Source organism: Photobacterium sp. GSS17, from assembly GCF_028621875.1.
Taxonomy (GTDB): domain Bacteria; phylum Pseudomonadota; class Gammaproteobacteria; order Enterobacterales; family Vibrionaceae; genus Photobacterium; species Photobacterium ganghwense.
Genome location: NZ_CP117517.1, coordinates 1243794 through 1266761 on the forward strand (window position 1 = coordinate 1243794; position 22968 = coordinate 1266761).

The following is a 22968-nucleotide window of genomic DNA, read 5'->3' on the forward strand; positions in this document are numbered from 1 at the left end:
TGTATCGTCTTACGGCAACTCAGAAGCGTTCTTTCATTTCCATATAGCGTTCACGAATGTGTTCAATCAACACCTGAATGCGTTTAGACGGTTTTTTGGTATAAGGGTAGACCGCGTAAATGCCGACCACCTTGCCGGAATGCTCCGGCAGCAGTTCAACCAGATGCCCTGCCTGCAAATCATCGTAGATCAGGCAGGTTGGCAGATAGGCGATGCCATTTCCCGCCAGCGCGGCTTTACGCAGTGCGACAGCGTTGTCGGATGCAAAGTTGCCAGACACTTTCAGGGTGTAGGTTTCATTGGTATTACGCAGGAAAATCCAGTCAAAGGGGCCAGTGCTCTGGTGCGTGTAACCAAGGCAGTTATGACGTAGCAGGCTTTTGGGTGAATCCGGCTCGCCGTGTTCAGTGACATAATCCGGTGATGCACAAATCACCCAGCGCGAGTTGAAGATATGGCGAGCGATCAGGCTGGAATCTTCAAGGTAGCCGGTACGGATCACCAGATCAAAATTGTCTGCCACCAGATCGACGAAATGGTTGTCCATGGACATTTCAATGTTCAGCCCCGGGTGCTTCTGGCAAAAATCGGATAAGGCCTCAGCCAGCAACAGTTCGCCGGAGATCGTCGGCACTGACACCCGAATATTGCCGGACAGGGCTTCACTGTAACCGGTAACCGCATCAAACGCAGACTGCGCGACATAGTGTATGTCTTTTGCCCGGTGAAACAGCATAGATCCCGGTTCGGTCAGTGTCAGCTTACGCGTGGTCCGGTAAATCAGCTGTACGCCCAGCTCGTGTTCCAGTTTGCTGATCCGTTTACTGACCACAGATTTGGTCATTTTGTTCAGCTCGGCCACTTTGCTGAATGAGCCGTGTTCGATTACTTGGGTGAAAAGTACCAGATCATCAATTTGCGGCATAGTGATCCTGTTAGCGATAAGAAAGGTTTCAGCCGGGAAGGCTCAGACAGTTAGCGAGGTCGTGAGCGGCCAGATAGCGGCATTGTGTCGGCGATACCGCTATTTGACCATGAAACTGCAGACTTGCCAAAAAAGATGGCCATACCCAAGTAGGTATGGCCATGGAATCAGCCTGGAAGATTGGCTGAAAACGGATTACATGTCATCAATAATGATGTAAGTGGCGTACACTGGGCCGTGTACACCCACAACCTTAATCAGTTCGATGTCGGCGGTTGAGCTTGGGCCGGAAATGAAGTTCACGCAGGAAGGAATGCGCTCACCGTTTCTGGCTTTCTCGTGCAAAATGCGGGTAGCCTGAGTCAGACGAGCTACCAGGGCACTTTTCGGCACCACAAACACCGACGCTTCCGGCAACAGGCTGATAGCCCTGCCTTGTGCTGGCTGAGAGTACAGCACCATAGTGCCGGACTCCGCCAGCGCCTGCTCCGCGAACACGATGCCTACTTTGGCACGCTCAGCGACGTCGATATTTGGCTCGTAACCCAGCTGGGTATTCCAGATATGAATGCAATGCTCCGGGGTTTCCAGGGCATTGATGTCAATCAGGGACAGCAGGCGTGGGTCGGCAGAGATAATGGTCTCTTTCGGATCGGTCGCTGCGTCTTCCCCTTCCGGCTGGCAGTAGCCTTCGCAAACGGCTTTCAGGGTTTCCGTCAGTTTGTCTTTGGTGGTTTCAATTGCCTGAGAACCCAGCGAGGTGCGGGCGTACTCGCACAGCACGTTTTTCAACTCGTCCGGGGTAAAACCAGCCATCACATCATGGTGGCAGGTGTGCTTCAGCTCAGGTTTGGCGACCGGCTCAGTGCGACGGGCACGGCCCAGCTTCTGGGCGATGTTGTCAAGAAAGCTGTCGCGATTGTGAATTTGGCTCATGTTGCCTCTCCTGAATTAGTTACGATTCTTAAACCAGCTGCGGAAGGACTCGCCATCCGGCTCCGGCAGATCACGTGCTTCGGTCCATTTGCCAATCGCACCCAGCTGAACCGGCAGTTTCCCGTTTTTAATCAGGCCGCTGGCCATGGTGGCACCTACTTTTACGGTGTTGCTCCACAGTAGCGGACGGGCATTGATGAGGTTAAAGGCAGCCACAGATGCACGCTCAGACAGCGGGGTGAGTTTTTGCTCAGCCATTTTCTCACGGTGCTTCAGCAACAGATCCGACAGTGGGATTTTCACCGGACACACATCATGGCAGGCTTTACACAGGCTGCAGGCATAAGGCAGTTCTTTAAAGTCGTCGTAATCACCCAGCAGCGGCGACAGCACCGCACCGATAGGCCCTGAGTAGATAGAACCGTAAGACTGACCACCGATGTGACGGTAAGCCGGGCAGGTGTTCACACAGGCAGCGCAGCGCACGCAGCGCAGAATGTCGCGGAACTCAGAACCCAGAATGTCAGAGCGGCCGTTATCGACGATCACCAGATGGAATTCTTCCGGTCCGTCCAGGTGCTCTGCTTCACGAGGCCCGGTCAGCGCAGTGACGTAACCGGTCAGCGGCAGGCCGACGGCGCTGCGGCACAGCAGGCTGATCACGATATCCAGCTCTTCGAAGGTCGGTACCATACGCTCCATCCCCATTACGGCGATGTGCGTTTTCGGCAGGGTAGTGGCCAGACGGGCGTTACCTTCGTTGGTTACCAGTGCCACGGTGCCGGATTCTGCAACGGCAAAGTTACAGCCGGTAATACCGATGTCAGCTTCCAGGAAATCGTGGCGGATATAATTACGCACGTAGCGGGTCAGCTCTTCCGGATCTTCTGTTCCTTCGTAACCGATTTTGTCGCGGAACACATCGCGGATCTGGAAACGGTTTTTATGCAGGGCCGGTACCACGATGTGTGACGGGGCATCGTAGTCATCTACCTGCAGAATGTATTCGCCCAGGTCGGTTTCAACCACCTGACAGCCGTTGGCTTCCAGCACCTTGTTCAGGCTGATTTCTTCGGTCACCATCGACTTGGACTTCACAATCTTTTTGGCATTTTTTGCTTTTACAATACCTTCGATGTAGTCAGTGGCTTCCTGCGCGGTGGCCGCAAAGAAAACGTGACCGCCGTTCTCTTGTACTTTTTCGCTCAGTTGGTGCAGGTAGTAATCCAGGTTTTCCAGAACATGGTTACGGATATCCATGCCCATTTCACGCCACTGCTCCCAGTTGCCCAGTTTGTCAGCAGCGATTTGACGGTTGGTGAACATACGGGTTTGCGCGTTGGCGACAGACTCACGCATGAACGAATCTTGCATCTGAACATCAATACGTTGCTTGAAGTTCTGATCACTGGTTTTCATTGACATGGTCTTTCCCCTTAGCGGCTCATCAGCACATCAACAATGTGCATGACTTTAATTGGCTTACCTTCACGGCTGATACGGCCGCCGATATTCATCAGGCAGCTGATATCGGCACCAATCAGGTAGTCGGGTTCCACATCCGAAATGTGGTGAACTTTTTCTTTCACCATTTCGCCGGAGATCTCTGACATCTTGACCGAGAACGTACCACCGAAACCACAGCAGGTTTCCTGGTTGGCAATCGGCAGCATTTCCAGACCTTCAACATTGGCCAGCAGTTTCAGCGGCTCTTCACGTACATTCAGCTTACGGATCAGGCTGCAGGAAGGGTGGTAAACGGCGCGGCCTTCAAGGCGGGCACCCACGTTCTCGGTTCCCAGTTGATTAACGATGAACTGGGTCAGTTCGAACAGGCGGTCAGCGACTTTCTGAGCACGCTCTGCCCACTCAGGCTCGCTGGCGAGGTATTCCGGGTAGCGTTTGACTGACGCGGCACAAGAACCCGCAGGGGTGACGATTGGCAGATCATTGCACTCGAAAGCACGAATCAGGTTTTTCATCGCCGGCTTGCTGCCTTCGATATACCCGCTGTTTAGCGAAGGCTGGCCACAGCATCCCTGTTCTTCAGGGAAAATGACTTCACAGCCAAGTTGCTCAAGTAATAAGACCGTTTTTTTTGCCACGTTGGCCTTCACCGTATCGCAAAGGCAGGTGACGAAAAAGTTTACCTTCATAATTGCTCCAGTTGACGGTTCATGCCGCCTTTAAGTGTCGTACTCGCAACATCCGTTGCTTTGTGCGTATTACGCTTATTATTTTGCTCCCGACAGTGTCTGCCGGGAGCAATGGCGGCTGTTCCTAATTTCCGCCGTTTATTCGTGTTCCTGCTCAGGCAGGCGGGCTCAGATAAACGTACTGGCAATCGCCACGATGATGCCGTACAGCACCATAGGCACCACGGTACGTTTAATAATGTAGCCTTCTTTGTTCGCGATCCCCAGAATGGTCGATACCGCGATAATGTTGTTGATACACACCATGTTACCCATGGAGCCACCCACCGACTGTAGGGCCAGAATCGTGGTTTGTGGCAGGTCGACTGTGTGGGCGATAGTTTGCTGGATACCGCCGAACGTCAGGTTGGAAACCGTTGCTGAGCCGGAGAAGAACGCCCCCAGTGCACCCAGGTACGAAGCAAAGTATTGCCAGTTAGTGCCCATTAGCTCAGAGAACGCGCGACCGGTTGTCATTATTGGCGAGTTAGCGCCACCCATCATCATGAATTTGACCATGATGAGCGCGCCGACCAGAGCGATAAACGGCATCCGAATCCGGCTTGCCGTTTCCGTGAACACTTGCGTTACCACCTTCTTACTCAGGCCGAGCACCGGAATGGAGATCAGTACGACCAGGAAGAACGGAATCAGCGCCGGGACATACAGGGTTTTGTAAGACCATGCGGTGCTGGTGCCGAAAATCTCAGACCATTGGATGATTAGCGCCTGGCTGACAGAGAACTGACCCAGAAAGCCCAAGTCGATGTTCAGCATCGGAGTCGCATCGTTCAGCATGGCTTTGATGCCCAATTGCTGGATACGGGTCACGATCAGAATACCGATCAGCATCAGGGTCGGGCTCATGGCTTTCAGTACCTGGCCAAACGGGATGGCTTCCTGCGCGGCACGGTTGTGGTCGTCTTCAGACGTTTCCAGACCGACACGCATTTTCGCCAGCAGTACCGACAGCGACATACCCACTGCACCACCTACCAGGGCCGGGAACTCGTAGTTCCACTGTGCCAGCAGGAAGTAAGGGATCGTACAGGACAGTACACTCAGCTGGATAAACAGCAGGTTGCGACGAATTTGCTGCCAGCTCACCACAAATCGTAGAGCTAGAAGCGGAATAATAAATGCGGCGATGGAGTGCATCAGGGCGGAATTACGGCCGGTTTCCAGCAGTTCTGCTTCGGTCAGGCCAAGGTTGGCAAAACCAAACCAGGTTGGTGTACCGACAGCCCCGAAGGAAACCGGTACGGTATTCATCACCAGCGCCAGCATTGCGACCTGCAGCGGGTTAAAACCCAGGCCGACCAGAATAGGAGCAGCAATGGCGGCTGGCGTACCAAAGCCGGATGCGCCTTCAATCATAAAGGCAAAGGCCCAGCCGATGATCATCAACTGCGCGACTTGGTTACGGCTGATGTTTTCAAGCCAGCGACGAATCACGGCTTCTGCGCCTGACAGTGCAATGGTGCGGTTCAGCAAAATTGCGCCTGCGATGATCGAAATAGGGGTAATAGCAGACAGAATACCGGCCATGATGTTGGCGCTGAGTTCAGTCAGGTCTGAACCGAAATAAAATAGCTGTAGGGCACCGATGATGGTGGCGGTTACCGGCAACGCAATGTGCGAAGGCAGGGCATTTCGCTTAGTCATCATCCAAATCAGCAGCAGAATAGGGACTACTGAAATAATCAGGTTCAACATGGGTACTTCCACTCCATCGTATAATTCTGTGACAGAGAACGAACCGCACGACGGGCGAATCGCATTTATACGTTGTAATTTTGTTTAAATTTTTTGAATAGAGGACGTCGTGGGGAGATTATTGTAAGTATCATTCCCCCTGATGCTATGTTTTTTTAGATTGGATTGAGTAACGGAAAACAACAATTTGTGATAGATGCACCTTTGTTTATGAAGTGCTCAATAGCTATTTTTATATAAAACAATAGCTTGTTTCTAATAGGTGGTGCGGGAATGTTTCTATTTATGGAGTTTTGGAAACAATGATTTTATATACCTGCACTAATCACGAGAGTGATATTCACTGATTTCATACCGACCAAGTCTATTAACAAGGTGATAAATTCCGTCAAAAAAGTCATTAACTTGTAAAATTACTACAAAATAGAGTTTTGGTTGTTATTTGGTGAAATTTAATTTCAGTTTTGTCGACTGAAACTTCTTCGCTTTGGTGGCTTTGTGTCCCATGCTCAGCCGCCAGTTTCGTTGTTCTGTTCCGTTGGTCGGCACAGGTTGTTCTACGCAGTTGATCTGCACTGTTGTTTCGTTTTGGACGGCAGTGAGGTTGAGTTAAGCGACAAACGAGAGTGGTGTCGCCGGTAACCGGTAAAGCGGTTTGCCACTGCTTTCTTCAGTTACCGACGACCTTCAGTGACCGGCGACCTCGGAGGATGGTCAATGACGGAAAAGGTAATCACTGTTATCTCTGTCCTTGTCACTGTGTGTTTGTGATAAGCCTTTGGTCAGCGGTCGTAATACCAAACTGTCGTTCGGTATGGCGCCAGAACGGTATAGCGCCAGAAAGGCATAGCGTTAAAGTGGCATTCGTCGTTTTCGTGCTGACCATCGTCGTCCGCCATACAGCGAGAATAATATCCCTGCGATAGCGGTATGCTCGGGCTCCGGTACATCGGTTGGTGTACCACTTTCCCCTCCGCCAGTGACAATTGCCTCGTACGAGGTGACTTTCGCAATAATAATCGCTTCGTTATCGGCTTTTTCTTTGGTGAGAAAGCTGTCCACCGTGGTTTCACCAACCTTGAATCCTTCGATAGCAATGGTGTAATCCGTGTTGCCAATAGTAAAGGTCTGTGTAAATAGCGACGAGGTCAGCGTAATGCTGTCAGCACAGCCGTTGTCATTTACTCCGGGCTGCGTCGAATCATCGTACTTACAGGGGGAAGCACTGTTTGGTGTTTCGTCATGGCTGAAACTGAACAGGAATTCCACCGGCGCAGCTTCTAAATCCCCGACCTGAACCGTCGTGGTCAGCTTCAAATCGACACTGACCAGCGTCGGGCTGTAGATCGGGTTATTTGAGTGAGTGAAAGTACCGAGATTGAAAATGTCACTGGTTTCCGCACTGGAATCAAACAGGGTCGTAAACGCGGCTTCGGATTCGAAGGTATAGCTGCTTTGTCCTTCTGACGTTGCAGGCCGACCCCAGCTGAGCACCGGGTCGGTCTCCGTTCCGGATGTCGACGTTGAATCCCCGCCGTCTGAAGTGACGGCATTGAGCCATTCACCGGTAAAATTGCCGAAAGTAATTTCGATCGTTTCTGCAAAAGCCGGGCTGCTGGTGATTACCACCCCTGCGAGCAGAGCAGGCCATTTTGTCATGGTTAGTCTCCCTTCAGTGTGCAAGCGGGCAGGCGAATTAAGTAGCCTTTAGCCTGCTGCTTGTGTACGACTTCGTGCTGAAGGCGTGATTCAAAAAGGGCAGTGGATGGTCTTTCTCATTTCGCTGCCCGTGAGATTGTCATGTTGTTTCTTCTGTAACTGTTGCTGCTGGCACTGGCAGCACTGAGAAAGCGTCTTTTCATTCAGAATGACGTTCAGCTTCTGAGAATCAATCTTTATGCCAATACGCTCCCATCAGACGATTTTTATTGGCAGTCCCAGTTTTCATGCCTGCAGAGAGAATATTGTCAGGGCTATCAGGCGCTGCTGACTGACAAATGTCTGATTGAGTCGACAAGCCATTCAATGAAAGCAATAAAGCGGGATTCGGGCGATCGTACAGCCAGTGATGAACAAGGCCGGGAATTGTAAATAGCCTCTCATTTTGCGACATGCCTCTTTGGCGCTTGGCGTTTAACGTTTGGCACTTGGCACTTGGCACTTGGCACTTGGCACTTGGGCATGTCGTTTTTGTCATGTGAGCGCTTGGCCATTGGAGCGTCTGATAATCATCCCAACACGAGGTTTTCAAACAGGCTTAAAATGATTCCAAACGGGAATGGGTTACTGTCCGAGTTTTCGTTTTTCTTTTTACGGCCTATCCGTAACCTATTCAGCCAAAGGTGTTAACCTCGGTTTTTGTGACCCGGGTTTCTTGATGATTTGGAAATGATATGGATTTGTCTTGGGATATTATTGGGATTTTGTTTCTGGTGGCGGGATTAGCCGGTTTCATTGATGCTATCGCCGGAGGGGGCGGGATGCTGACTGTACCGGCATTGCTGGCTGCCGGTGTACCACCGGCTCAGACGTTGGCAACGAATAAGCTGCAAAGCTCGTTCGGCAGTTTCTCGGCCAGTTTGTATTTTGTTCGCAACGGACTGGTCAACCTTAAATCCATGCGGCTGGCGATAGGCTGTACTTTTGCGGGGTCGGCGATTGGCGCTTTGCTGGTACAGGTGATGGATGCCGGATTGCTGACAAACCTAATCCCGGTAATGCTGGTGGCTATTTCTCTGTATTTTCTGTTTGCCCCGGAAGCCGGAAAAGGCGGGGGAGAGCCGAAAATATCGGAAGCGGCGTTTGCTTTTACCGTTGGCACCGGCATCGGGTTCTATGACGGCTTCTTCGGGCCGGGTACCGGTTCGCTGTTCACGATCTGTTTTGTCGTGCTGGCGCAACTGGGCATTATTGAAGCCACAGCGCGTACGAAAGTGCTGAATTTCACCTCAAACCTGGCTGCGCTGTTGTTCTTCATCCTGGCCGGGCTGCCAATCTGGGAAATTGGCCTTACCATGGCGGTCGGAGGATTTATTGGTGCCCGCATGGGAGCCAAAGTTGTGGTAACAAAAGGGCGCAAGTTTATTCGACCGATGGTGGTCATCGTGTCGATGACCATGGCCATTAAACTGTTGCTTGAACAAAATCCACAATGGTTTCAATCAGTTTTCTGATTCGTGGCACCTGATAGCTTTTTTGCCGGTAGCAGATATTAACCGGGCGGGTCAGGGTGTCGAGAAACTCAAAATGAAAGCAGTGGCTGTCCGGGATGTTGAGGGTACGAATGGTCGACATGGGTACCAGTGCGGCAGCCACCCCATTCAGCGCCAGTTGCGCGGCGGCGGTGTAGGAGTCCATCTGCATCAGCGGGACAATACCGGCATTTTGCAGTAATCCGGCCTGGTAGGTATTGGCGGTGTTGACCAGATCATTGGTCAGCAGAGCGGTCGGTGGCTGAGTCAGTGGCGTCTGGCTGACAATCTTGAAGGGTTCGTCAAACAGGTGAATGGCCTGAATACCGTGTTGGGCCGGCAGATACCCGGCACAAATCCCCAGCGTTGCCTCCCCAGACTGCACTTTTTCAACAATAACCGGTGTATGGTGGGTGGAGAGCGACAGGTATGGATCCTGGCGGACGTATTCGCCCAGCAGCGGTGCCAGATAACCGGCCACCAGAGTTTCAGAGCAGGCAAGTCGAATCAGGGAATGGTCATCCACTTCCAGCTGATCGGCAATCAGCCCTTTTAATTCGTGGAAACCGGGGCCAACGGCTGCGATCAGCTGCCGGGCATCAGGAGTCAGTTTGATCCGCCGACCGTCAGGTTCGATCAGCTTTTTGCCCATGCGTTTTTCCAGCTTGGCGATGCGTTTGCTGACGGCGCTCTGGCTGAGATACAGACGGCTGCCGGCTTTGCTCATCGTGCCTTCACGGGCAAGTACCAGCAGGGTTTCAATTCCTTCGAGTAGCACAGTGAACAGTCCTTCGTGCTGCGGGACCCGTCGTCTCTGCGACGGGTATCTCTGGGCGGGCTTAACGGAACGGGTTAGTTGTCCTGACCGGTAATGCTGCCAACTTCCAGTACGGCGGCTACGTCCAGGTGTTCAGCATTCATCATCGACGAAATGCGTTGTACGGAGCTGAGCAGCAGGGTTTGTTCCCACTCTTCCAGTTGCTGAAAGCGGGTAACAAAGTCTTCCTGGAGTGGAAGTGGTGCTTTGGACAGCAGATCTTTACCGGCTTCAGTCAGGTAAGCATGCACTTTACGCTTGTCCAGTTTGCTGCGCTCACGAACCACCAGCCCACGTTTTTCCAGACGATCCAAAATGGTTGTCGCGGTCGCCTGACTCATGTTGGTGTTATTGGAAAGCTGGCGAATAGTCACTTCACCAGAATCACGGATAGCACGCATCAAAACCAGCTGAGGACCGGTTAAACCTGCAAGTTTATTGAGCTTGCGTGAATGCAGGTCGATGGCTCGAATGATTTGCCGCAAGGCAATCAAGACTTCTTCGTGCTTATCCATTTTACTCTCCTAATAAGTGTCCGGCGAAATTACCTCAAACAGCAACAAGTTGGAAGAGTCAGAGCCTGTTATTTTTCGAAATGGATAAATTGCAGGCTGTTGTTCTACGTGGCTTGTCTCCAAGTTTAATCGGAAAACGACGGGTTTGATTCAGGCTGTGAATAATATGTGCTGAAACCCCGCTTTTTATGGTTAAACCGACAACTCTTGAAAAACATTATTTACATTTACTTACAAACTTAGTTATCATTTATGTAATAAAAATAATTCTCACTTGCATTGCAATTAAGTGATTATCCGACTTATGTGGCTTTTGATTCGTGACACGCGATTCAAACGGCTCTTGGGTTAAATGCAAATTGACGCTTTATACATGGATGAACCGCCAATGAAAAAACAGCTTTCACTCAACCTAATTATGGCATCACTGTGCGTGGCGCCAGTTTTCGCCAATGCTGCTGTGACACAGGAAGCAGTGGTAAAACACTATGCTGATATTGCGCACAGCGTATACAGCGACTCTCTGACTACCGCACAATCGCTGGATAAAGCGATTGATGCTCTGCTGGCTTCACCGTCGCAGGCAACTTTGACTCAGGCACGCGAAGCCTGGAAAAAAGCACGTGTGCCGTATCAGCAGTCTGAAGTTTTCCGTTTCGGCAATGCCGTGGTGGACGACTGGGAAGGGCAGCTCAACGCCTGGCCGCTGGATGAAGGGCTGATCGACTACGTTGCGCAAGACTACCAGCACGAAATGGGTAATGAAGGGGCGAATGCCAACATCGTGGCTAACCGCACGATTCAGGTCGGTAACCAGAAAGTGGACGTTACCAAAATCACCCCGGACCTGCTGGCTGAACTGAACGAAATCGGCGGTTCGGAAGCGAATGTGGCGACCGGTTACCATGCCATTGAGTTTTTGCTGTGGGGTCAGGATCTGCACGGAACGGCGGCCGGTGCCGGTGAGCGTGCCTACACGGATTTTGTGGTGGGTGCCGGTTGTACGCAGGGTAACTGTGAACGTCGTCGTGAATACCTGAAAGCCGCTTCTGAGTTGCTGCAAAGCGATCTGAGCTGGATGGAGCAGCAGTGGTCTGCTGACGTGAAAGGTAACTACCGTGCCGAGTTGCTGTCAGACTCAGCTGAAAATGGCCTGCGGAAAATGATGTTCGGCATGGGTTCGCTGTCGCTGGGTGAGCTGGCTGGTGAGCGTATGAAAGTGGCGCTGGAAGCGAACTCTACCGAAGATGAGCACGACTGTTTCTCAGACAATACCCACAACTCTCACTACTACAACGAGCAGGGCATCTACAACGTTTACACGGGTACTTACCTGCGTGTAAACGGCCAGCTGGTTTCAGGCCCGAGCATTCACGACCTGGTAGCGGAGAAAGACGCCGCCGCAGCCAAAGACATCAAGGCACAGTTTGACCGGACTCGTGACCAGGTACATACCCTGGTGGACTCCGCGGAGAAAAAACAGCAGGCCTTTGATCAGCTGATCGCTGCTGGCAACAAAGAGGGCAATGCGCTGGTGAATGACGCTATTTCAGCACTGGTTCAGCAAACTGCCAGCATTGAGCAGGCTGCGGGTCTGATTGGGGTGAACAACCTGAATCCGGACACTGCAGACCATCAGTTCTGATTTTTTCGTTGATAATCAAAGGGCTCATGATGAGCCCTTTTGCCGTTTTACGTGAGCAATAAGCAATGAAGTCGTTATTTTCTTTTGCAATGCTGTCCGCTTCTCTGGCGGTCGCGCTAAGCAGCCCGGCGCTGCAGGCCAAAACCTCGCCGTCTGCTTCTTCTGAATCATTGACGCCGGCCGAGATCGCTGCAATGAAATCCGGCGGTGAAACCACCGTGCGTAAATCAGGGGCGAATGCATTTTCTCTGCCGGCTGCCAATCTGCCGCTGACCAAGCGGCTGGATTTCAGTGTCGGTAACAGCTTTTTCCGTAACCCTTGGGTACAGGCACCGGCGACCACGGATGCCCGTGATGGATTGGGCCCGTTGTTTAACACGAACGGTTGCCAGAACTGCCACATAAAGGATGGCCGTGGCCACCCACCGGCAGAAGGGGACAGCAACGCCGTTTCCATGCTGGTGCGCCTGAGCATCCCTGCGGTAACGGACGAGCAGAAACGTGCCATTATCAACGACGGCGTGATTCCTGATCCCGTCTATGGCGGGCAATTGCAGGACTTCTCGCTGGAAGGTGCGAAACCTGAAGGTCAGATCCATATCGCTTATCAGGATGTACCGGTGAAACTGGCTGACGGTGAAGTGGTAACCCTGCGTAAGCCGACGCTGACGATCACTGATCTGAACTATGGGCCGATGCATGAAGACATCATGATGTCTGCACGGGTTGCACCGCCAATGATCGGCTTAGGTTTGCTGGAACAAATTCCGGATGCCACGCTGGAAGCGATGGCTAAACAGCAACAGCAGGATGGTCAGGGGGTTTCTGGCAAAATCAACCGAGTTTGGGATGTGGCAAAGCAAGAGCTGGTGACCGGCCGATTTGGCTGGAAAGCTGGTCAGCCGACGCTGATGCAGCAAAATGCGGCGGCTTTTAATGGGGATCTAGGCCTGACCAGTGAGTTGTTCCCGGTTGAAAACTGCACCTCATCACAAACGGCTTGTACTGATTTACCCAACGGTGGTGCACCGGAAGTCAGCCATAAAGTGCTGACCTTTGTTGAGTTTTATTCACGTCACCTGGCAGTGCCGGCTCGCCGTAATGTGTCTGACCCACAGGTGGTTCAGGGCGAAAAGCTGTTTGCTGATATCGGCTGTCAGAGCTGTCACCAGACCTCGCTGAAAACGGCACCAAACACCGAGCTGCCTGCTTTGTCTGAGCAAACCATTCATCCGTACACAGACCTGTTGCTGCACGATATGGGGGAAGGTCTGGCGGATCATCGCGGTGAGTACCTGGCCGATGGTCGCGAGTGGCGAACAGCGCCGCTGTGGGGATTGGGTTATACCCAGGAAGTGAATGGTCACACCCAGTATCTGCATGATGGCCGGGCACGCAATACTCTGGAAGCGATCCTGTGGCATGGCGGTGAAGCGCAAGCAAGCCGCGATCGTGTTGTTCACCTGTCAACGGCAGAGCGTAAAGCGCTGTTGGCTTTTCTGGATTCGCTGTAAGGATAAAGACGTACCATGCGTAATCAAACCACTAAAACTGTTTCTGCTGGTGTTGCCGTTAGTCTGGCTGTAGGTGCTGTTGCATTGCTCAGTGGCTGCCAGGAAGACGTCACTACCCGTACAGCCGTTCTGAGCCAGTATCAGACGGCAACCGCGAATTTGGCCACCTCGACCCGGGCATTATCGGAATCTATTGCACAAATCTGTCAGGCACCTTCAGAAGAGCGTCTGGCGCAGGCGCAGCACAACTGGCAGCAGGCTTTTCTTAACTGGATGCCGCTGCAGGGCCGTGAAAAAGGCAGCGAAGCGGCGCTGGCCTTGAGCTGGCAGATCCAGTTCTGGCCGGACAAGAAAAACACCACAGGACGTAAACTGACTCAGTTGCTGAAGCAGGATACGACCTGGACGCCAGAGGTGATGGCTGAACAAAGTGTCGCTGTACAGGGTTTCGGGGCGATGGAGTGGTTCCTGTTTGATCAGTCTGATGCGCTGCAACAGGCCGAGGGTTGTCAGCTGGCACATGCGGTCAGCCTGCGTCTGGCAGACAGTGCAGGTCAATTGCAATCGGCCTGGCAAGCAGACCCGTGGCAGGAAATGACCCCGCAGATGGCGCTGGGGGAATACCTTGGGGCGCTGAATAACCAGATGGATTACACCATCAAGAAACTGACCCGGCCGATGGGAAAACCCGGCTCGCCGAAGCCTTATCAGGCTGAAGCGTGGCGTGCCCAATATTCCCTGGCCAGCCTGAAAGCCAGTGTCGCGGCGATGCAGGCACTGTACCTGGCTGATGGCAAGGGGATCGATGCGATGCTTCGTGAACGCGGCTTTGCGGACACGGCAACACGTATCAGTCAGCGGTTTGAGTATCTGCTGTCCGGCTGGCCAGCCAGTGAAGCTATGGTTTCGCTTCTGACCTCTCGTGATGGCTACCGCGAACTGATCAATATCTATAACGGACTGGAATACATTCAAATTGCGCTGCATGACGAAGTCGCGCCGGAGCTGGGTGTTGTTGTGGGGTTCAATGCAACCGATGGTGATTGATCATACCCGCCGTAAGCTGCTGCGTGCCGCGCTGAGTGGGCTGGCTGTGATGCCTTTCGCCGGGCTGGGCGGATGCAGCGATGAATCCCGTGCGGGTAAATCGCTGGGATTAACATCTGCGTCAGAGCCCATGGCCGATGCAAAGATTGCTCACATTATCGGTTGCTCCCGTCAGGGTGAGGGACAATTCGGTGTTGTTGCGGCCGCGCTTGACGGGCAGCCTCTGTACCAGGTGCCGTTGCCTGCACGGGGCCATGGTGTCGCCGTGCAACCGGACGGGTCGCTGGCGGCAGCTTTTGGACGACGTCCCGGCACATACCTACAGGTCTTTGATTACAAAAATGGTACGCGCTGGCCGATTTATATGGCAGATGCCGGGCGGCATTTTTACGGTCACGGGGTGTTTTCACCGGATGGCAAGCTGATCTATGCCACTGAAGGGGAATCGCAAACCAGTCAGGGGGTGATTGGGGTGTATGAGGTTCAGCCTGCGGAGCAGGGAGGCCGGCTAACGAAAGTCGCTGAGTTCAGCGCCTTTGGGATTGGTCCGCATGAGGTGGTGCTGGCTGATTCAGAGACTCTGGCTATTGGCGTCGGTGGGGTGCACACCCATGGTCGGGAACCACTCAATCTCGATACTATGCAGCCTGCCCTGGTCTACCTGAACCGCCATACCGGTGAGATGGTGGATAAAGCGGAGTTACCGGATAAGCATCTCAGTATTCGTCACCTGAGCGTGACCGATACCGGTGCGATTGCCTGCGGCCAGCAATATCGTGGTAAGCCAGAAGATGCCGTGCCGCTGGTTGCGTTACATCGCCGCGGGCAGGCATTGCAGCATTTGGTGGCTGAGGAAGCAGAGTGGCTGCGCTTCAATCATTATATTGCGAGCATTGCCAGCCTCGATGGTTATCTGCTCGCCACCTCGCCGCGTGGAAATTGCTACGGTATCTGGGATGAAACCAGCGGAAAGTTGGTGGAGCAGCGTCCGTTGGTCGACGCGTCCGGCGTTGGAATCAAAGACGGCCAATGGCTGGTTGGCTCAGGTTCGGGACGTATCGTTGCCATGGATACGACTTTTGCCGCGAAGACCGTACAAAGCCCGGTTATGTGGGATAACCACTGGAACATCATCTAATCGGGGAAAAGGGCAGAACCGCAGAATCAACCGGATATGACCACTTTTTAAGAATTGAAACAATGCCAGCTGGCGCTTACGGCTAAAGTTAGTCCGTCATAGAGTGCGTTTGCCATAATAATAACAATGGCAATGAGGAGTCAGTTGGCAATGGCTAAGTTAAGAAGTACCGGCCTGGTTCTGGTCGCTGCCCTTGCTCAGGCGGTTTCTGTGCTGTCAGAAGCGCAAGAAATCCAGCCTGTGCAGCCGCTTTCAACCCGTGCTGAGCTGGAGCAGCAATTTTCAGAAGAATTGTTGCAGCAGAAAAAAGCGCGTCAATGGATCCACGAAGTCGCCAATGATATTGCGACGATTCGCTATGTGGATCAGCTCGCGGATCTTTACCACAACATCGGTTTCGTGCCCCTGTGGCAGGACAGTTTCACGGCTAATGAATTTGAGCAGCAGCTGCGTATAGTAGCGCTGTCGAATATCAGCAGTGATTTCACCCAGCGTTATCAGTTACTCAAACAGTACAAGCAGAGTAATGATTGGCGTCAGTATGACCTGTTGGCGACCGATACCCTGTTTGCTTACATGAGCTATGTGGAAGGTATCCCGACATACGGTCGGGAATGGCTGTTCGGTGCTGGCGTTGAACCGCGTTTGCCGCTACCTTCTGAGATGGAGCTGGCTCGGCTGTATCGGGCCATCGAGTTTGAACAGCTGCGCTCGTTTGTGAATAGCCTGAAACCGGCAGACGACAACTACACCCAGTTGTTGCTGGCGATCGAGTCGATGGAAAGAGCGGCGGGATCACCCTGGCCGGGGTTTTATCAGCCCGGCATTATCCGGTTGGGCACTCGCCTGAAAGATCCGGAAGGGCTGATTTCGATGCTGGAACGGCTTGGCGATTTACAGAATTTCGAGGCTGATCAGCTGCGTTCAGCCAGAGTGCGAAATTACAACATTGATCTCGCCAATGCGGTGAAAAACTTCCAGAAACGCCATGGTCTGACACCGGATGGCGCAATTGGCCCCAAAACCAAACAGTGGCTTGCCCTGTCACCTCAGTCTCGGGTCCGGGTGCTGGCGCTCAATGCGCAGCGAACCCGAATCTGGCCGATGAACCGGCCTTCAATGCTGGTGGTAAATATTCCCCGTTTTGAAATGAGTTTGTGGCTGGATAACCGGCAGGTACTTGAAAGCAAAGTGATTGTCGGCAGGCCAAGCCGTCGCACCCCGGTAATGACCTCCAATGTGTCCTCAGTGGTGTTCAATCCGTACTGGAATGTGCCGATGTCGATCATGCGTAAGGACATTCTGCCTAAAGCCCGGTATGACCGCGGGTATCTGTACCGCAACAATTTTGCGGTGATCAGAAGCTGGAACAGCTCTGAGCAGATCCCGATTCATACTATTGACTGGCGGCTGATGAATGCCAAATCCTTCCCTTATCGCTTGCGGCAAAATCCGGGTAAAAACAATGCACTGGGACGGTTCAAGTTCAACATGCCTAACGACAATGCCATTTATCTGCACGACACACCGTCGAAACGGCTGTTTGCCAAGGAAACGCGCGCGTTCAGTTCCGGCTGTATTCGGGTAGAGCAGGCCGATGATCTGGCGACAATCCTGCTGACATATTCAGGCGTGCCGGAGCAGCGAGTGTTTGAGCTGAAGTCGCGTACGAAAACCAAGACAGTGGGCTTGCAGAACAAGGTGAAGGTCGAAGTGATCTATCAGACTGCCTGGGTGGATCAGGATGGGCTGGTGAACTACCGGGATGATGTCTACGAGTATGACAAATTTGTAGCTGAGTCTCAAAACCAGCAATTATTTACATCCCTTTACCATTAGCTAAATTGCTTATACGTCAATAAGTAGGCTGTTTTCGTCCGCTTTTTAGACGATTTTTTGATAATTGATGGTTTGACTGCACAATAACTGAACGTTATCTTGATTCTCGTTTTTGATATTCCATGCGCAGTGCGGGGAGGAATATCAGCAAGAATTAACAAGCAGTTGTTGTAAAGTTATGTCTGATATTGATTACAAGCGCCGTCAGCTGTTAGTGGCTGGCGGTCTTACGTTAGGGGCATCTTTGCTGCCGGGGTTGGCGATAGCAAGCCCTTATAAAGCAAAGAATGAACGTTCTATCTCACTGTGTAACATTCACACTAACGAAGATTTGGAAACCCGTTACTTTGATGGTGAGCAGTACCTGAAAGACGAGTTGAGGAAGATCAACTACATCTGCCGTGATTTCAGACGTAATGAAGTGGCAAAAATGGATCGCCGTTTGTTTGATGCCATTACTGAAATCCAGTCCGGACTCGGGCATAAAGGGCAGGTGCGGATTATCTCCGGCTACCGTTCGCCGCAGACCAATCAGGCGCTGCAGAAAACCGGCGGCGTAGCGAAAAAGAGCTACCACATGAAAGGCCAGGCGATCGACTTTCATCTGGAAGGTGTATCGCTGTCACGAATCCGTGATGCTGCACTGGATCTTCGGTTAGGTGGAGTAGGATACTATCCACGAAGCGGATTTATCCATCTTGACACGGGCCCGGTTCGCCGCTGGAACGGCTGACGACTCGTTGATGGTAACAGCTAAACATTTTTGCTGTACGCCGAGCCGTACACCGACGAGCTGGACACAGAACAGCTATGCCAAGGCCTGAGAACCGCGTATCTGGTTTTTTCAGCCCTGCAGGCAAAGAATAATTACAAAGCCGACACTATCTCCCTCTCTTGGTAGCTGTCGGCTTTGCTGTATCTGGCATTTAGGTCGCGGCATTTGGCATTTAGATAGTGGACTGTTATCCTGCTGCCAGCATAGTAATCGTTAGGAAAAGTGATGAGTTTTCAATTTGAAATTGTGCCTGTGACTCCGTTTCAGCAAAACTGCTCTATCATCTGGTGTGATGAAACCAAGCAAGCAGCGCTGGTGGATCCGGGCGGTGATATTCAGCTGCTGAAAGACAAGGTGCAGCAATTGGGCCTGACGGTCACCAAGCTGATTCTGACTCATGGCCACCTCGATCATGTTGGTGGTACAGAGCCGCTGGCAAAAGAGTGGGCTGTACCTGTTCTTGGCCCGCACAAAGAAGATGCTTTCTGGTTACAGGGGTTGCCAAGCCAGAGCCAGATGTTCGGGTTCCCGTTGACAGAAGCGTTTGACCCGGATCAGTGGCTTAACGATGGCGATACCATTTCAGTCGGCAACCAGACTCTGTCTGTTTACCACACCCCCGGCCATACGCCTGGTCACGTCATTCTGTTTAATGACGAGGCAAAAGTAGCGTTCGTTGGCGATGTGCTGTTCAAGGGCGGTATCGGTCGTACTGATTTCCCGAAAGGGGATTACCAGACCCTGATTAACTCCATCAAGGGCAAGCTGTGGCCGCTCGGCAATGATGTTGCCTTCGTACCGGGTCATGGCCCAATGTCGACCTTTGGTCACGAACGTGCCTCTAATCCGTTTGTCGCCGACGAAATGCCGTTGTACTAATGAGCTAAGTATTGCATCGTTACAGCTCTAGCCTGAATGCAGAAATTGTCAGAGAAGCTGCCAGACAAAAAAAAGAGCCGGATGTTTCCGGCTCTTGCTGTTTTAAGCGTTGAAAAGCTAGAGAAGAAGAAAAGTGAGATAAATTAGAGAAGAAAATTTACAGACCCCAAAAGGAACAGGTCAGGAAATAATCCAACTACTTACTTCAAAAAATCAGGATGCTGCCAGATAGCGTCTTGCCAGCCCGGCGAAATCGGCTGCCGGTCGATCCAGAAAGTCCTCTGAAATAAAAAAATCGTACCCCAGAAATTCCCGGTTGTAGCGCATCCGGTTAGCCAACATGGCCTGCAGGCCTTTAAAGACGTAACCCGACGTCGTGTGATAGTGGCTGTCATCGAACAAGATGTCTTCCAGCTCATAGGGTGGGTCACTCATTCGCTTATGTGCCATGACCAATAATACCCTCTGATCCAGCAACAGCTTAGTGGCAACCCTCGGACAAATTGAACGAACAAACTCTTCATAATCTTTGAGTTTGATTCCCACCCAGGGAACCGGCTCATACCAGCCATCCACAGAAATACTGGCCTGACCGATTTGTTCGATATTCTTCCATTTTGCCAGCCAGCCACCGTAATGGCTGTGAAACTGGATATGCATAAACGTCAGTGTGAATGAAAGCTCAGGGCCTTGCTGGTACTTGTAGCCCAGCAGGACCATCAGCGCTGAACCAATCAGGATGATGGCAATGGCTGGCGGTGAAGCGTCGGGATAGAGAAAACCGAGTGCGCCAGCCACAAGAACGCCTATTAACCCGCCCAGATACATATTGGTACCAAATGGGGTAATCGGAGGATGGATATGTTGGGTCTTCAGATCACTCTTCATCACAAGACGTTGTCAGTTTTGTTACTGTTAGTATGGCTGAGACTGGTAAGCAGATCACCTTGGTTATGCAAGCTGGTTCAAAAATCAAGAATAAATAAAAAGAATGTGCATATGTGTATTTGTCCAGTTGTTTGGGGTAAATGCTGAATTTTCCCCACTGAGTTTGGATATTTCTTTATTTTTCAGCGCGTTTTGTGGGGAAAACTTTTGCTGGAAATGAGAGGTTGTCGCCTATTTTTGAGTTAAATCATCTTTTATTGCGGCTTAAATAACCGTTTGCTGGCATTTCTCTGACATCCTTGGTATAACACGCGCTTACTTTTTCCCGCTGGAACTATCGGGACAACTATCCAGTTGCCTCGTTAGATGGTGGTGACTGAAAGTAGTGCAACGGAGTAGGAAATTTAATGAGAATCTCTCACAAACGTAAAGTTCAGCTGAAGCTGCAAAAGCGCCTGAAAGGGCTGGTAGTTGAAGCAAAACCAGCAGCAGTTAAAGCTGTTACGAAGAAAGCACCAACTGCAGAAACAGTAAAAGCTGCTCCAGCGGCAAAACCTGTGGTGGAAACACAGAAGCCAGCCATGGCTGCGACTGTGTCATTAACACCTAAACAGCAGCAAGTGCTGGATATCGTGATGAAAAATGCGGAAGGCATCAACCCGAAAGGGATTGGTCTTGAAGCAGGTCAGGAAGATACAAAAGCCGCTTCTTGGGCAACCGGTGCGCTGAAGAAACTGGCCGAAGACGGTCTGGTTGAACGCATCCAGCTGGCAGGTAACAAGGTGCTGTACAAAGCTCTGTAATTTCGCATTTTTGTGCACTTTGCAATTTGACAAGTGAGGCTCAGGCTCTCATTGTTGTCAGGCGCTGACTTGCCAGACCCGTTCCTGTGACAACGACAGGGGCGGGTATTATCTCCCCCTCATTTTTTCTTTTACCCGCCGTTTTTCCGCTGACGTTTTTCCTCTTTTTTCGCATCGTGTGAACCTCTGAAATTGCAAAAAACGGGCACTGCACCTCTTTGTCTCAAAATTGCATCAGGCAAAGACAAATTAATACTCATCCGCCATTCGCCTGTCGGAATGTCTCATCTCTGCTATAACTTATTAATAAAGAACCTTCACTAAGAAATGTATTCTGGTTTATCAGGGATGTAGCTACGCGGAGGCGAGTTTATGACAATGATAAGTGCTAGAGAGTTTTCTGACTGGCTGCGCAATCGCTTTGCTCATGAAGACCAGGGTGTATGCCTGACCCGTGATGATATTAATCAGTTGACCGGTCGTCAGAGTTTTTCACTGGGTTTTGTTCATGACATCCATTACGAACTGATGCAGCACGGAATGGCATTTGTCACTGATACATCAAGAGAGATTTTTTATCTGGTGCCGGTTTCAAACAAACCCTGGCGGGAGCAGTTGGAACGTCAGTATGAGCGTGAGCTCTTCTGTAATGTGTTGCCGTTGGATAAGTCTGGTTGAATTGATGAGTTGTCAGCCAAGCTTTCGAGTTAGAGGCCGTTTTCTTAAAGACAGTGGCTGACAAGAAAGGTCATTCAGGCTGAAGCGCAGATAAATCATCCACCGAGACGCGTATACATAACGTAGGGCACAAATAATAAAACGGGAGCCAATGGCTCCCGTTTCAATATGTCATGATGTCAGACAGAATTCTGGCTTACAGTACAGCAGCAATGCCTTTACACAGCGGCAGCATATTTGACTTGGTCATGCCGGCAACGCTGATGCGGCCTGAACCTACGATGTAGATTGCGAATTCTTCTTTCAGGCGAGCAACCTGATCTTTCGACAGGCCAGAGAACGAGAACATACCGTTCTGGCGCTCGATGAAGCTGAAGTCTGCATCCACACCCAGATCTTTCAGGGTTTGTACAAACAGTGTACGCATTTCCTGAATACGGTCACGCATGTCAGCGACTTCTTGTTCCCATTCTGCACGCAGAGCAGCGTCGTTCAGGATTTCAGTCACGATAGCCGCGCCGTGAGCCGGTGGGTTGGAGTAGATGACGCGAGCGATAGATTTCACTTGGCTGAAAGCGGTTTCGGCTTGTTCAGCATTCTTCGCGACCAGCGTAAACGCACCTACACGTTCGTTGTACAGACCGAAGTTCTTCGAGAATGAGCTGGCAACCAGCAGTTCTTCACAATACTGGGCAAAGATACGCAGGCCTTCAGCATCGTCTTCAACACCTTTGGCAAAACCCTGGTAAGCGAAGTCAAACATTGGCAGCAGTTGTTTTTCAACACACAGTTTAGCCAGTTGCAGCCATTGTTCTGCGGTTGGATCGATACCAGTAGGGTTATGGCAGCAACCGTGAAGCAGTACTACATCACCTGGTGCCGCTGTAGACAGGTCGGTAACTGCAGCGTCGAAATCCATATTTTTTGTTTCTGCGTTGTAGTAGCTGTACTGGGCAATTTCCAGACCGGCAGCCGCAAAAACGCCATTGTGGTTCGCCCAAGTCGGGTTACTGATCCACACTTTCACATCACCCAGTTGGCGTTTGATAAATTCAGCCGCCACACGCAATGCACCTGTACCACCTGGTGCCTGAGCCGTTTTCGCTCGTTTGTCGCTGATAATTGAGGAGTCAGCACCAAACAGCAGTTGTTGAACAGCCAGACCATATTCTGCAGTACCCGGAATACTCAAGTAAGACTTGGTCGTCTCTTTTTCCAGCAGAATGGCTTCTGCTTTTTTTACTGTAGCCAGAACAGGAGTATTGCCAGATTCATTTTTGTAGATGCCTACGCCCAGGTTAATTTTTTCAGAGCGAGGATCATTCTTGAACTCTTCAGTCAGGCCAAGAATCGGATCGGCAGGTGCGGCAGAAATTTTCTCAAACATTATGATCATCCATGCTGATGTGAATAATAACGGTCAACCCCCTCTTTATACCTTTTAACGGACGTGATTGACAACAAATT

21 protein-coding genes are annotated in these 22968 nt (G+C 51.4%); 10 read left to right on the plus strand and 11 right to left on the minus strand.

The features are described from left to right. Window positions 1-19: 19 nt before the first annotated feature. The 7 genes from PGW97_RS05545 to PGW97_RS05575 form a co-directional block, all read right to left on the minus strand. Window positions 20-925 carry a LysR family transcriptional regulator gene (locus tag PGW97_RS05545; RefSeq protein ID WP_047884134.1) on the minus strand — a complete coding sequence of 302 codons (906 nt, stop codon included), beginning with the start codon at window positions 923-925 and terminating at the stop codon, window positions 20-22. Between the two features lie 195 nt (window positions 926-1120). Continuing rightward, window positions 1121-1861: a LutC/YkgG family protein gene (locus PGW97_RS05550; RefSeq protein WP_207103247.1), complete on the minus strand. Its 741-nt coding sequence runs from the start codon at window positions 1859-1861 to the stop codon at window positions 1121-1123. A 15-nt stretch (window positions 1862-1876) separates the two neighbouring features. After that, window positions 1877-3286, minus strand: a complete 1410-nt coding sequence (locus PGW97_RS05555; RefSeq protein ID WP_047884136.1) for a LutB/LldF family L-lactate oxidation iron-sulfur protein — start codon at window positions 3284-3286, stop codon at window positions 1877-1879. Window positions 3287-3297: 11 nt separating this feature from the next. Continuing rightward, entirely contained in the window at window positions 3298-4017 is a 720-nt protein-coding gene (locus tag PGW97_RS05560; protein WP_273859149.1) for a (Fe-S)-binding protein, read from the minus strand. A 168-nt stretch (window positions 4018-4185) separates the two neighbouring features. Continuing rightward, window positions 4186-5772 (minus strand): L-lactate permease, encoded by a 1587-nt coding sequence (locus tag PGW97_RS05565; protein ID WP_047884138.1) that lies wholly within the window; start codon window positions 5770-5772, stop codon window positions 4186-4188. Between the two features lie 852 nt (window positions 5773-6624). Beyond that, a complete protein-coding gene (locus PGW97_RS05570; RefSeq protein ID WP_273859151.1) occupies window positions 6625-7431 on the minus strand; it encodes a THxN family PEP-CTERM protein in 807 nt (268 codons plus the stop codon). Window positions 7432-7660: 229 nt separating this feature from the next. After that, window positions 7661-7969 carry a hypothetical protein gene (locus PGW97_RS05575; protein WP_273859153.1) on the minus strand — a complete coding sequence of 103 codons (309 nt, stop codon included), beginning with the start codon at window positions 7967-7969 and terminating at the stop codon, window positions 7661-7663. Between the two features lie 196 nt (window positions 7970-8165). On the opposite strand from PGW97_RS05575, the gene PGW97_RS05580 reads away from it, so the two are divergent. Then, on the plus strand, window positions 8166-8945 hold the full coding sequence (locus tag PGW97_RS05580; RefSeq protein WP_047884141.1) for a TSUP family transporter: 780 nt from the start codon (window positions 8166-8168) through the stop codon (window positions 8943-8945). On the opposite strand, the gene PGW97_RS05585 is transcribed toward PGW97_RS05580, so the two are convergent. Next, window positions 8896-9741 carry a LysR family transcriptional regulator gene (locus PGW97_RS05585; protein WP_273859155.1) on the minus strand — a complete coding sequence of 282 codons (846 nt, stop codon included), beginning with the start codon at window positions 9739-9741 and terminating at the stop codon, window positions 8896-8898. The two genes, PGW97_RS05580 and PGW97_RS05585, sit on opposite strands and share 50 nt — an antisense overlap. Window positions 9742-9815: 74 nt before the next feature. Next, window positions 9816-10295, minus strand: a complete 480-nt coding sequence (locus tag PGW97_RS05590; RefSeq protein WP_217392137.1) for a MarR family winged helix-turn-helix transcriptional regulator — start codon at window positions 10293-10295, stop codon at window positions 9816-9818. Window positions 10296-10683: 388 nt separating this feature from the next. Between PGW97_RS05590 and PGW97_RS05595 the strand changes: the two genes are divergently transcribed. From PGW97_RS05595 to PGW97_RS05625, 7 genes are all read left to right on the plus strand, one after another. After that, a complete protein-coding gene (locus tag PGW97_RS05595; RefSeq protein ID WP_273859157.1) occupies window positions 10684-11940 on the plus strand; it encodes an imelysin family protein in 1257 nt (418 codons plus the stop codon). Between the two features lie 194 nt (window positions 11941-12134). Next, window positions 12135-13454, plus strand: coding sequence for a di-heme oxidoreductase family protein (locus tag PGW97_RS05600; protein ID WP_273859627.1), 1320 nt, complete (start codon window positions 12135-12137; stop codon window positions 13452-13454). Between the two features lie 15 nt (window positions 13455-13469). Continuing rightward, window positions 13470-14501 (plus strand): imelysin family protein, encoded by a 1032-nt coding sequence (locus PGW97_RS05605; RefSeq protein WP_273859158.1) that lies wholly within the window; start codon window positions 13470-13472, stop codon window positions 14499-14501. Beyond that, window positions 14482-15639, plus strand: coding sequence for a DUF1513 domain-containing protein (locus PGW97_RS05610; RefSeq protein ID WP_273859159.1), 1158 nt, complete (start codon window positions 14482-14484; stop codon window positions 15637-15639). The genes PGW97_RS05605 and PGW97_RS05610 overlap by 20 nt, the downstream gene beginning before the upstream one ends. A gap of 150 nt (window positions 15640-15789) precedes the next feature. Beyond that, on the plus strand, window positions 15790-17478 hold the full coding sequence (locus tag PGW97_RS05615; RefSeq protein WP_053061734.1) for a L,D-transpeptidase family protein: 1689 nt from the start codon (window positions 15790-15792) through the stop codon (window positions 17476-17478). Window positions 17479-17656: 178 nt separating this feature from the next. Further along, entirely contained in the window at window positions 17657-18211 is a 555-nt protein-coding gene (locus tag PGW97_RS05620; protein ID WP_273859163.1) for a YcbK family protein, read from the plus strand. A gap of 267 nt (window positions 18212-18478) precedes the next feature. Further along, the gene (locus PGW97_RS05625) at window positions 18479-19132 is read left to right on the plus strand and encodes an MBL fold metallo-hydrolase (RefSeq protein WP_273859165.1); all 654 of its coding nucleotides are present in this window, start codon (window positions 18479-18481) and stop codon (window positions 19130-19132) included. Window positions 19133-19345: 213 nt separating this feature from the next. Here the strand turns inward: PGW97_RS05625 and PGW97_RS05630 are convergent, their stop codons facing one another. Next, window positions 19346-20020, minus strand: a complete 675-nt coding sequence (locus PGW97_RS05630; RefSeq protein WP_047884149.1) for a DUF2982 domain-containing protein — start codon at window positions 20018-20020, stop codon at window positions 19346-19348. 407 nt (window positions 20021-20427) lie between these two features. On the opposite strand from PGW97_RS05630, the gene PGW97_RS05635 reads away from it, so the two are divergent. Then, window positions 20428-20823 (plus strand): hypothetical protein, encoded by a 396-nt coding sequence (locus PGW97_RS05635; RefSeq protein ID WP_047884150.1) that lies wholly within the window; start codon window positions 20428-20430, stop codon window positions 20821-20823. Window positions 20824-21195: 372 nt separating this feature from the next. After that, window positions 21196-21501: a hypothetical protein gene (locus tag PGW97_RS05640; RefSeq protein ID WP_047884151.1), complete on the plus strand. Its 306-nt coding sequence runs from the start codon at window positions 21196-21198 to the stop codon at window positions 21499-21501. Window positions 21502-21697: 196 nt separating this feature from the next. Here PGW97_RS05640 and PGW97_RS05645 read toward each other — a convergent pair whose 3' ends face one another. Next, entirely contained in the window at window positions 21698-22888 is a 1191-nt protein-coding gene (locus PGW97_RS05645) for an amino acid aminotransferase (protein WP_217392144.1), read from the minus strand. Between the last annotated feature and the right edge of the window lie 80 nt (window positions 22889-22968).

Excerpts from the sequence above, each read along its gene's own strand:
- PGW97_RS05545 (WP_047884134.1), bottom strand. The coding sequence starts at position 925 with ATGCCGCAAATTGATGATCTGGTACTTTTCACCCAAGTAATCGAACAC.
- PGW97_RS05550 (WP_207103247.1), bottom strand. The coding sequence starts at position 1,861 with ATGAGCCAAATTCACAATCGCGACAGCTTTCTTGACAACATCGCCCAG.
- PGW97_RS05555 (WP_047884136.1), bottom strand. The coding sequence starts at position 3,286 with ATGTCAATGAAAACCAGTGATCAGAACTTCAAGCAACGTATTGATGTT.
- PGW97_RS05560 (WP_273859149.1), bottom strand. The coding sequence starts at position 4,017 with ATGAAGGTAAACTTTTTCGTCACCTGCCTTTGCGATACGGTGAAGGCC.
- PGW97_RS05565 (WP_047884138.1), bottom strand. The coding sequence starts at position 5,772 with ATGTTGAACCTGATTATTTCAGTAGTCCCTATTCTGCTGCTGATTTGG.
- PGW97_RS05570 (WP_273859151.1), bottom strand. The coding sequence starts at position 7,431 with ATGACAAAATGGCCTGCTCTGCTCGCAGGGGTGGTAATCACCAGCAGC.
- PGW97_RS05575 (WP_273859153.1), bottom strand. The coding sequence starts at position 7,969 with ATGACAAAAACGACATGCCCAAGTGCCAAGTGCCAAGTGCCAAGTGCC.
- PGW97_RS05580 (WP_047884141.1), top strand. The coding sequence starts at position 8,166 with ATGGATTTGTCTTGGGATATTATTGGGATTTTGTTTCTGGTGGCGGGA.
- PGW97_RS05590 (WP_217392137.1), bottom strand. The coding sequence starts at position 10,295 with ATGGATAAGCACGAAGAAGTCTTGATTGCCTTGCGGCAAATCATTCGA.
- PGW97_RS05595 (WP_273859157.1), top strand. The coding sequence starts at position 10,684 with ATGAAAAAACAGCTTTCACTCAACCTAATTATGGCATCACTGTGCGTG.
- PGW97_RS05600 (WP_273859627.1), top strand. The coding sequence starts at position 12,135 with ATGAAATCCGGCGGTGAAACCACCGTGCGTAAATCAGGGGCGAATGCA.
- PGW97_RS05605 (WP_273859158.1), top strand. The coding sequence starts at position 13,470 with ATGCGTAATCAAACCACTAAAACTGTTTCTGCTGGTGTTGCCGTTAGT.
- PGW97_RS05610 (WP_273859159.1), top strand. The coding sequence starts at position 14,482 with ATGCAACCGATGGTGATTGATCATACCCGCCGTAAGCTGCTGCGTGCC.
- PGW97_RS05615 (WP_053061734.1), top strand. The coding sequence starts at position 15,790 with ATGGCTAAGTTAAGAAGTACCGGCCTGGTTCTGGTCGCTGCCCTTGCT.
- PGW97_RS05620 (WP_273859163.1), top strand. The coding sequence starts at position 17,657 with ATGTCTGATATTGATTACAAGCGCCGTCAGCTGTTAGTGGCTGGCGGT.
- PGW97_RS05625 (WP_273859165.1), top strand. The coding sequence starts at position 18,479 with ATGAGTTTTCAATTTGAAATTGTGCCTGTGACTCCGTTTCAGCAAAAC.
- PGW97_RS05630 (WP_047884149.1), bottom strand. The coding sequence starts at position 20,020 with ATGAAGAGTGATCTGAAGACCCAACATATCCATCCTCCGATTACCCCA.
- PGW97_RS05635 (WP_047884150.1), top strand. The coding sequence starts at position 20,428 with ATGAGAATCTCTCACAAACGTAAAGTTCAGCTGAAGCTGCAAAAGCGC.
- PGW97_RS05640 (WP_047884151.1), top strand. The coding sequence starts at position 21,196 with ATGACAATGATAAGTGCTAGAGAGTTTTCTGACTGGCTGCGCAATCGC.
- PGW97_RS05645 (WP_217392144.1), bottom strand. The coding sequence starts at position 22,888 with ATGTTTGAGAAAATTTCTGCCGCACCTGCCGATCCGATTCTTGGCCTG.